Annotated in this window: 10 protein-coding genes and 1 pseudogene; 5 read left to right on the top strand and 6 right to left on the bottom strand. The window is 71.4% G+C overall.

The features are described from left to right. Positions 1-108 precede the first annotated feature (108 nt). Complete coding sequence (locus AC0NH5_RS42050) at positions 109-1,308, bottom strand: MFS transporter (RefSeq protein WP_474413875.1); 1,200 nt, start codon at positions 1,306-1,308, stop codon at positions 109-111. A gap of 82 nt (positions 1,309-1,390) precedes the next feature. Here AC0NH5_RS42050 and AC0NH5_RS42045 point away from each other — a divergent pair, with 82 nt between their 5' ends. Continuing rightward, positions 1,391-2,299, top strand: coding sequence for a LysR family transcriptional regulator (locus AC0NH5_RS42045; protein WP_474413873.1), 909 nt, complete (start codon positions 1,391-1,393; stop codon positions 2,297-2,299). Positions 2,300-2,465: 166 nt separating this feature from the next. Continuing rightward, a complete protein-coding gene (locus AC0NH5_RS42040) occupies positions 2,466-3,452 on the top strand; it encodes an ABC transporter substrate-binding protein (protein WP_474413871.1) in 987 nt (328 codons plus the stop codon). 88 nt (positions 3,453-3,540) lie between these two features. Here the strand turns inward: AC0NH5_RS42040 and AC0NH5_RS42035 are convergent, their stop codons facing one another. The 4 genes and pseudogenes from AC0NH5_RS42035 to AC0NH5_RS42020 all read right to left on the bottom strand — a co-directional run bounded on the left by AC0NH5_RS42035 (position 3,541) and on the right by AC0NH5_RS42020 (position 6,528). Further along, positions 3,541-4,302, bottom strand: a complete 762-nt coding sequence (locus tag AC0NH5_RS42035) for a pseudouridine synthase (RefSeq protein WP_474413869.1) — start codon at positions 4,300-4,302, stop codon at positions 3,541-3,543. Continuing rightward, entirely contained in the window at positions 4,271-5,035 is a 765-nt protein-coding gene (gene scpB / locus AC0NH5_RS42030) for an SMC-Scp complex subunit ScpB (RefSeq protein WP_474413881.1), read from the bottom strand. The genes AC0NH5_RS42035 and scpB overlap by 32 nt, the downstream gene beginning before the upstream one ends. A gap of 216 nt (positions 5,036-5,251) precedes the next feature. Further along, positions 5,252-5,398: pseudogene (locus tag AC0NH5_RS42025) on the bottom strand (pentapeptide repeat-containing protein); the annotation flags it as partial. A 47-nt stretch (positions 5,399-5,445) separates the two neighbouring features. Beyond that, complete coding sequence (locus AC0NH5_RS42020; RefSeq protein ID WP_474413879.1) at positions 5,446-6,528, bottom strand: segregation and condensation protein A; 1,083 nt, start codon at positions 6,526-6,528, stop codon at positions 5,446-5,448. Positions 6,529-6,648: 120 nt separating this feature from the next. Here AC0NH5_RS42020 and AC0NH5_RS42015 point away from each other — a divergent pair, with 120 nt between their 5' ends. Continuing rightward, on the top strand, positions 6,649-7,173 hold the full coding sequence (locus AC0NH5_RS42015; RefSeq protein ID WP_474413867.1) for a GNAT family N-acetyltransferase: 525 nt from the start codon (positions 6,649-6,651) through the stop codon (positions 7,171-7,173). A 39-nt stretch (positions 7,174-7,212) separates the two neighbouring features. Here the strand turns inward: AC0NH5_RS42015 and AC0NH5_RS42010 are convergent, their stop codons facing one another. Beyond that, positions 7,213-7,434 (bottom strand): hypothetical protein, encoded by a 222-nt coding sequence (locus AC0NH5_RS42010; protein WP_474413865.1) that lies wholly within the window; start codon positions 7,432-7,434, stop codon positions 7,213-7,215. A 203-nt stretch (positions 7,435-7,637) separates the two neighbouring features. On the opposite strand from AC0NH5_RS42010, the gene AC0NH5_RS42005 reads away from it, so the two are divergent. Further along, a complete protein-coding gene (locus AC0NH5_RS42005) occupies positions 7,638-8,684 on the top strand; it encodes an alpha/beta fold hydrolase (RefSeq protein ID WP_474413863.1) in 1,047 nt (348 codons plus the stop codon). Between the two features lie 47 nt (positions 8,685-8,731). Then, a complete protein-coding gene (locus tag AC0NH5_RS42000; protein WP_474413861.1) occupies positions 8,732-9,130 on the top strand; it encodes a PNPOx family protein in 399 nt (132 codons plus the stop codon). Positions 9,131-9,134 lie beyond the last annotated feature (4 nt).

The raw sequence follows: 9,134 nt of genomic DNA, 5'->3' as shown, positions 1-9,134 counted from the left end.
CGTGGGGACTTGCGGTTCGATACGCACCCGAAATCCCCACGCAAGGACGGCACGCGAGCGTGGGGACTTGCGGTTCGGTGCGCACCCGAAATCCCCACGCCGGGAGGGTCAGGCGGTCTGGATCCGGGGAGAGGTGGGGCGGCGGGCGGGGGTGAGCAGCGCGACCGCGCCGAGCACCGCCATCAGCACTGCCGCGAACCAGGTCATCACCGTGACCGCCGGCCACACCTGCACCGCGACCCCGAGCCCGATCGCCGGCAGGCCCAGCCCGGCATAGGCGATCAGGAACAGCCCGGCCAGCGCCGCACCGCGCTCCGCCGGGGCCGCGCTCGCCGCCACCGCGCCCAGCGCCGCCTTGAACAGCACGCCCGCGCCGACGCCCGCCGCCACCCCGCCGAGCAGGAAGAGGGCCAGGCTCGCGGTGTGCATGCCGAGCACCAGCACCAGGATGCCGGCGGCCTGCCCGAGCAGCCCGAGCGTGGTCTTGGCACGGCCGCTCAGCCGGCCGGTCAGCATCTGCGCCACCGCGGCGGCGCCGAACACCGCGAACACCACGGCACCGGCCAGGGCACGGGACGGGTGGTGCAGCGTGCCGGCGACGAATCCGGGTGCGAGCGAGGTGAAGACGCCGAACACGGCGAACGAGGCGAAAGCGGCGGTCGCGGCGGCGGCGTAGGTGGCGCGATCCCCCGGGACGCCGATCCGCTGCGGCCGGTAACGGTACTTCTCCGCCCGCTGCGGCACGGTCTCCGGGACGAGGGTCACGGCCACGACGGCCACGGTCAGGAGAACGGCGAAGAGGATGTACGGCGTACGCAACGGCGTGGCCACATATTGCCCCAGCAGTCCCGCGATGAGCGTGCCCAGTCCCAGCCCACCGCTGTTGGCGGCGGTGGACACCATCTCGAAACGGTGTCCGGAGGCTCCGGGCCGGTGCGCCGCGTGCAGCTCCTGCAGATGTGCCGTGGCGGTGGCGGTGATCATGCCGACGCCGAGACCGGTCAGGAACCGGGCCGTCAGCAGCACCGGCAGGGCCGTGCTCGCGACGAACAGGCCCGCGGCGGCGAGCAACAGCAGCAGCGCCGGGATCAGCACGCGCTTGCGGCCGACCCGGTCCGACAGGTGCCCGGCCAGCAGCAGGCTGACCACCACGCCGGCGGCGTAGACCGCGAAGACGACCGTGACGGTGAACGTGGAGAAACCGTCGCGTGCCATGTAGAGCGGGTAGAGCGGCGTCGGCACGGTGGAGAACGCCATGGCGGTCAGGAAGGCCAGGGCGACCGCCCAGAAGCCGTTTCGCGTGGTCATGACGCCACTGTCGGCCGCACCGGTCATCAATGCCAACGAAACTATTAGGTCGTACCCATCTCCGTTGTTGATACTTGCTGGTGTGGAGCTACGGCAGCTGGAGTATTTCGTCGCGGTCGCTGAGGAGCGGAGCTTCACCCGGGCCGCGGGCCGGCTGCACGTCGTCCAGTCCGCGGTCTCGGCGGCCGTCAAGGCGTTGGAGCGGGAGCTCGGCGCGCCGCTGCTGGACCGCAACGCGAGGCGGGTGCTGCTCACCGACGCCGGGGCCGCGCTGCTGCCCAGGGCGCGGATCGCGCTGGACGCCGCACGCGACGCGCAGGACGCGGTGGCCGAGGTGCGCGGCGGACTGCGCGGCACCCTCCGGATCGGGACCCTGACCTCGATCCGGGTCATCGACCTGCCCGCGCTGCTCGGCGAGTTCCACCGCAGGCATCCGGGCGTGCTGCTGCGCACGACCGCCGCGCCCTCCGGCTCGGCCGGCCTGATCGAGGCGATTCTCGATCACCGGCTCGATCTGGCGTTCGTCTCCCTGCCGGGCGCGCAGCCGGCCGGCGTACGCCTGATCGATCTCGCCACCGCCGCGATGGACGTGGTCGTCCCGGCCGGTCACCCTCTCGCCGCCGGTCCCCCGGTGCCGATCGGCCGGCTCGCCGGGATGGATTTCATCGACTCGCCCGTGGGGTACGGCAACCGTGCCGTCACCGACCGGGCGTTCGCCGCCGCCGGGGTGCCGCGGCACGTCACCATCGAGATCGCCGACATCTCCACCGGCGTGGACCACGTCCGGCACGGGCTGGGTATCGCCCTGCTCCCCCGCTTCATCCTCGGTCCCGGGCAGATCGACGGCGTGGTCACCCTGCCGGTGACCGGCGCTGATCTGCAGTGGCCGCTGTCGCTCGCCGTCCCCGCGGACCGGGCGCCGGGCACCGCTGCCCGGGCGCTGATCGACCTCGTCGGCGACTTCCTCGACCGGCCGGATGCCGGGCGATAAATCCCTTCATTGTCCGCATTGGCGATGATTGACATCATTACCCGTGTGAAATCGCGCTAGGCGAGAATGCACGGGAATACGATCGTGGATTGATCACGAGCCATGCCGTTGTTATCGTTCACAGCCGTTCGTAACCATTCCGAAATATGCTTTGGAGTCCCCTATAATGCGCAGGCGTTCCTTCGCAATGCTGGGCACGGTCGGATTAGCGACACTACTCACCGGCTGCGGCGATGACAAGGACGAGGGATTCAGCCTGCGCGACGCACCCACCGGCCCGATCGTCCTCGGTTTCTCCCAGGTCGGCTCGGAGAGCGGATGGCGGCTCGCCAACACGAAATCCATTCAGAAATCCGCCGAGTACCACAACATCGAACTCCGCTTCGACAATGCCGAGGGCGATCAGAAACGGCAGATCGCGGCCATCCAGTCGTACATCGATGCGCGCGTCAACGTCATCGCCTTCTCCCCGGTCGTGGAATCCGGATGGGACGAGGTGCTCCAGCGCGCGAAAGCGGCCGGGATCCCCGTCGTGCTCACCGACCGGCTCATCGAGACCGCCGACGACACGCTCTTCACCAGCTCGATCGGCGCGGACTTCGTGGCCGAGGGCAACCAGGCGGCGCTCTACCTGTCGAACGAGTTCACCGGCGCCCGCAGCCCGGTCAACGTCGTCGAGATCCTCGGCGCCGCCGGGTCCACCCCGGCCAAGCAGCGCGCCGAGGGCTTCGCCGCGACGGCCGGCGACGCGAACAGCCTCAAGGTCGTCGATCGGGAAGCCGGCGACTGGTCCAAGGCCAGCGGTGCCACGGCCATGCGCAAGCTGCTGCGCCGCAACCGGGACATCGACGCGGTGTTCGCCCACAACGACGAGATGGGCCTCGGCGCCGCCGACGTGCTCGCCGACTCCGGCCGTGACCCGGGCAGCGCGGTGAAGATCGTCACCGTGGACGCCACCCGGGCGGGCCTGCAGGCGCTCGCCGACCGCAAGCTGACCTACGTGGTCGAGTGCAGCCCGATCATCGGCGAGCTGCTGATGCGGGCGGTCGTCGACCTCTTCCACGGCGGCAGGATCCTGAAGCGCATCACGTCCGAGATCGTGGTCTTCGACCAGGCCACCGCCGCGGCCGCACTGCCGGACCGGCAGTACTGAGGCCGGCCACCGCAGCGGCCGGCCGTCGCCTCAACCGGGTGCCGCGGCCGGCCGTCACCTCAACCGGCCGCCACCGCGGCCGGGCGGCTCACTCGCCGTCGCCGACCGCCTTGAAGAGGGCGGCGACCTCGGCGTTCGACAGGTGCCGGAAACCGCCCGGGCGCAGGTCGCCGAGCCGGATCGGCCCGACCGCGGTCCGGATCAGCCGGGTCACCGGGTGCCCGACGGCGTCCATCATCCGCCGGACGATGTGCTTGCGGCCCTCGTGCAGGGTGATCTCCACCTGCGCGGTCTTGCCGATCGCGTCGACCAGCCGGAAGCTGTCCACCTTCGCCGGGCCGTCCTCCAGCTCGACACCGGACTGGAGGGCCCGGCCCACGCTGCGCGGCAGCGGGCCGACCACCTCGGCCAGGTAGGTCTTGGACACCCCGTAGGAGGGGTGCATCAGCTTGTGCGCCAGCCCGCCGTCGTTGGTGAACAGCAGCAGGCCCTCGGACTCGGCGTCCAGCCGGCCGACGTGGAACAGCCGCTGCTCGAAGTTGGAGTCGAGGAAGTCGGCCAGCTCGGAGCGGCCCTTCTCGTCGTCGAGGCTGGAGACGACGCCACGCGGTTTGTTCAGCGCGACGTAGACCAGCTTGGTGTTGGTGATCACCCGCTGCCCGTCGACGTGGATCTCCGCCGTGGCGGGGTCGACCTTGTCGCCGAGCTTGGCGACCCGGCCGTTGACGGTGACGCGCCGCCGGAAGATCAGGTCTTCGCAGGCGCGCCGGGATCCAACACCGGCCGCCGCCAGGACTTTCTGGAGGCGTTCGGCGGTGTCAGCCTGAGGCATCGAGTACTTCTTCCACATCGTCGGGCAGGAACGGAGCGAGCGGCGGCAGCTGATCGATCGAGTTGAGACCGAGCTTCTCCAGGAACAGGACGGTGGTCCTGTATAGGTATGCCCCGGTTTCCGGCTCGGTGCCGCACTCTTCGATCAGGCCGCGAGTGACCAGCGTACGCATCACGCCGTCACAGTTCACACCGCGGATGGCTGAGATGCGCGACCGGGTCACCGGCTGCTTGTAGGCCACCACGGACAGTGTTTCCAATGCGGCCTGCGTCAACCGCACGGATTGCCCGTCCAGCACGAACCGCTCGACGTACGGCGCGTACTCCGGACGGGTGTACAGCCGCCACCCGCCGGCGGCCCGCCGCAGGTCGATGCCGTGCCCGGCCGCCGTGTAACGCGCCGAGACGTTCTCCAGGACCCGCGCCACCCGCTCCACCGGCTGTTCCAGGACCTGGGCCAGCTGCATCTCGGCGACCGGCTCGTCGACCACCAGCATGATCGACTCCAGGGCCGCCGCCAGCTCGGCCTCGTCCATCAGGACCGCCGGCGCCGGGAAGTCGCCGTCGCCCGCCGCATCGAGCTCGGCCCGGCCACCGCGGGCCTGAGCCGGAACCGACACGTGCGCCGCGGCGCCGTTCTGCACGGCGGCGCCGTTCTGCTGCGCAGCGCCGTTCTGCGCCGCGGCGCCGTTGTGCGCGGCGGCACCGTTCTGCGGAACCGTGCTGTTCTCGGCGGGCGCGTCGACCGGCATCGGCTCGTCGGCGGTCCGCTCGGCCGGCTCGGGAGCCTCCGCCTCCTCGATCGGCTCGGGCAGCGGCAGCTCCGGCCCGGGCTCCACCTCCGTCGGCCCCGGCTCCTCGTCCTCCGGCAGGTCGTGCGGCAGGTCGATCGCCACCGGCGGCGCGACGTCGCCCCACTCGTCCTCGTCCGGGCCCTCCTCGTCCGGGCCTTCCTCGTGCAGGTCGGCCTCGTGCAGGTCGGCCTCGTGCAGGTCGGCCTCGTGCAGGTCGGCCTCGTGCAGGTCGGCCTCGATCTTCGAGACGGCCTCCGCCTCGGCCTCGGCAGCCGCCTGGTACTCCCGGTCCGGCTCCCGCCGGCGCTCCCACGGCGGCACCCACGCCGCCGCCTGTGCGGCCAGGGATTCCGGATGTTCGTCGCTGCTCACGATGTCTCCTTCGCCACCGCCGGCTCGCCACCCGGCTCGTCGTCATCCCCGCCAAGATCACCATCAACGGGGTACGCGTCAAGCTCGGTCCCGCCGGTTTCCTCCGAACCGGTGCTCATCGGCACATCATCGGCCCCCGCCGGAGCGGCTTCCGGATCGGGCTTGCTGCCCTCGTAGTCGTCGATGTCCAGCTCACCGCCCGCGTCGTCGCCACCGATCCAGCGCACGGTCAGCTCGTCCAGCGACACCGGCTGCTCGAAGTCGATCAGCCCTTCGCGGTAGAGCTCCAGCAGCGCCAGGAACCGGGCCACCACCTCAAGGGTGTTCTCACAGTCCGCGATCAGCAGGCTGAACGTGGCCGTGCCGGCCCGCCGGAGCCGCTCGCGGAGCAGCGCGGCGTGCTCGCGGACGCTGACCCGCACCTGATGGATGTGGGCGATCGAGACCTGCGGCGGTCCGGGCTTGGGGAGGAACTGTTTGAGCGCCAGCTTCAGCAGGCGCTCCGGGCCGATGCCCAGCACCAGTTCGGGGAGCGCGTCGGCGTACCGCGGCTCCAGCGAGACCATCCGCGGCCAGCGACGCGCCCCGGTGGCCTCGAGTTCCGCGATGTGCGCGGCCGCCTCCTTGTACGCCTTGTACTGCAGCAGCCGCGCGAAGAGCAGGTCCCGCGCCTCCAGCAGGGCGAGGTCCTCCTCGTCCTCCACCTCGGCCGCGGGCAGCAGCCGGGCCGCCTTCAGGTCCAGCAGGGTCGCCGCGACCAGCAGGAACTCACTGGCCTCGCCGAGGTCCCAGTCGTCGCCCATCCCCCGGATGTAGGCGATGAAGTCGTCGGTGACCTGGTGCAGCGCCACCTCGGTGACGTCCAGCTTGTGCTTGCCGATCAGCTGGAGCAGCAGGTCGAACGGGCCGGTGAAGTTGTCCAGCCGGACGGTGAACCCACCGGTGTCCGGCTCCGCGGCGACGATGTCGGCGTCGACCTCCACCTGCGCCCCCTCGGCAGCGCCGGGCCCGGTGGGCTCGACGATCACGCCGGGTGGCGACGGGACAGGCTCTTCAGACACGTGCCGACCGTAGTCCATGCCGGTCAACAGCTGTTCCGGGCTCACGCTGTCAGTCCTCCACGTCGTCGCCGGACAGCCTTCGCACGTTCCAACGTCGCAACCCGTGACCGGTTGCTGCTTTGTGGTTACGCTGCCGCGATGCGGTCACTGATCTCACCCCGCCTCCTGCTGCGCGGGTGGGAGGACAAGGACGCCGACTTCGTGCTCGACATGTACTCGCGCGACGAGGTGGTGCGCTTCGTCGGCACGCGCCCCCAGGCCCTGCGCACCCACGACGAGGCTCTGGAACGGCTCGCCGCCTGGCGCGACCGGCAGGACGAGGTGCACACGGTCTGGGCGGTGCAGGACCGGCGCAGCGGGCACCTGCTGGGCACTGTCTTCCTGGTGAAGCTGCTCGCGTCCGGGGAGCCGATGCGGCCCGCCGAGGAGACCGAGGTCGGGTGGCACCTGCATCCGGACGCCTGGGGCAACGGTTACGCCACCGAGGCGGCGACGGCGGTCCTCGCGTACGCCGCAAGGATGGGCGTGGCCACGGTGTACGCCGTCACGTACCCGGAGAACACCGCGTCGCAGGCGGTCTGCCGCCGCCTCGGCATGCGCCATCTCGGGCAGACCGACCGGTATTACAACATGACGTGCGAGCTGTTCACGACCGGAGCGTGAGGCCGGGCCGCCGCTCGCCGAACGGCGGCCCCGCGGAGCTCACTTCTTCTTGGCGTCCTTCTTGGACTTCTTCGCCTCGGCCTTGGCCGCCTTGACCTTGGCATCCGCCTTGACCGCGTCGACCTTGGCGTCGGCCTTGACGGCCTTCACCTTGGCGTCCGCCTTCGCCGCCTTGGCCTCGGCCTTGGCGTTCGCCTTCGCGACCTTGACGTCGTCCTTGGCCTTCGCGACCTTGTCCTTGACGGCATCCTTCTTCGCCATGGCAGCCTCCCCTTGTCGTCCGAACCGCGCGACCGAGCGGTCCATGCCAGGTGACTGTAGACGTGATCAAGAAATCTCGCGTTGGGGAGATGTTCACGATGCGTTGCTTCGGCGGATCCGGCACGGTGGGCCGCACATCGCCCGATGCCGGGCGCGAGCCGTGCCCGGGTGCCACGGGGCCGGGCCGAGCCGATAATGAGCGGGTGGACGACCTGCCCGAGGTGCGCTTCGCGCGCACCACGGACGGCGTGACGATCGCGTACCAGGCCTTCGGGCAGGGCCCGGCGCTGGTCTGGATGCCGTCGCTGAGCAACATCGTCGCGCAGTGGCGCATCCCGGCCCTGCGCGCCGCCTATCTCGCCCTCTCCCGCCACGTCACCCTGGTGCTCTACGACGGCCGCGGCACCGGTGGCTCGGACCGGCGCATCGACGTGACCGATCTGGGCGTCGACGCCCACCTGCGCGACCTCGCCGCCGTCCTGGACCACGCCGGCCTGCGCCGGCCCTCCCTGCTCGGCTATTACCACTCCGTCGCGACAGCGATCGCGTTCGCCGCACGCCGGCCGGACCGCGTCGACCGGCTGGTCCTGTTCGGTGGGACCGCCCGGCTCGCCGAGGCGATGCGCCCGGCACAGACCCAGGCGCTGCTCTCACTCATCGACCAGGACTGGAACCTGTTCGCCGACGCCGCGGCGACGGCCTGGCTGGGCTGGGACTCGGCGCCGTCCGGCCGCTGGACCGCCGAGGCCTTCCGCACCGCCACCACCGCGGCGATCGCCAGGGCCTGGTTCGACGCCGCCCGCGACATCGACGTCACCGCGGAGGCGCCGGCCGTCCGCGCCCCCACCCTGCTCCTGCACCGGCAGGGCGAGCAGCGGATTCCGCTCGAGGTGGTCCGGCGCCTGGCCGGCACGATGCCGGGCGCGCGGGTCCTGGAGCTGCCGGGATCGACGCCCACCCTGTTCGTCGAGGAACCGGCGGCCGACGTGCGGCTGGTCACCGACTTCGTGCTGACCGGGCGGGCCGACCGGCCCGCACCCGGTGCCCCGGCACCCGGCCTCACCCCGCGGGAGCTCGAGGTCCTGCGGCTGCTGGCCACCGGCGACTCCAACACCGAGATCGCCCGCCGGCTGGGCATCGCGGTGCACACCGTCGAACGCCACCTCGCCAACCTCTATCGCAAGATCGGGGCTCGGGGGCGTACCGACGCCGTCGCGTACGCCCTGACGGAAATCCGTCACGGCGCCTGACGGACCACCGGGACGCGGCGCGGGCGACCACAGCGGACGATCGAGGCATGACCGCATCCGCTGCCCCGGCCACCTCCTCCTGGCGTTTCGCCCGCGCCACCGCACCCCTGGCCCGCGCCCTCGCCGGCCGGGCCTGGTTCCCGCTCTGGGCGGTGGTCCACCACCGCGGCCGCGTCAGTGGCCGCGACCTGGCCGTACCCATCGCGGTGGTGTCGGCCCCCGACAGCTTCGTCATCAACCTGCCGTGGGGCGCCCGCACCAACTGGGTCCGCAACGTCCTGGCCGCCGGCGGCTGCGTGATCCGCTGGAAGGGCCGGGACCACCAGGCGGATCAGCCGCGCGTCATCGGCGCCGCCGAGGCCCGCCCCTATTACTCCCGGGCGGCCTGGGCGACAGCCCGCCGCCTCTTCCCCGCCGACGCCTGGCTGCTCCTGCACCGCCGCTGAAAGC

This window comes from Actinoplanes sp. 13 (genome assembly GCF_056134165.1).
The sequence above is the reverse complement of the archived record's forward strand: the minus strand, read 5'-3'. Positions and strand labels throughout refer to the sequence as shown.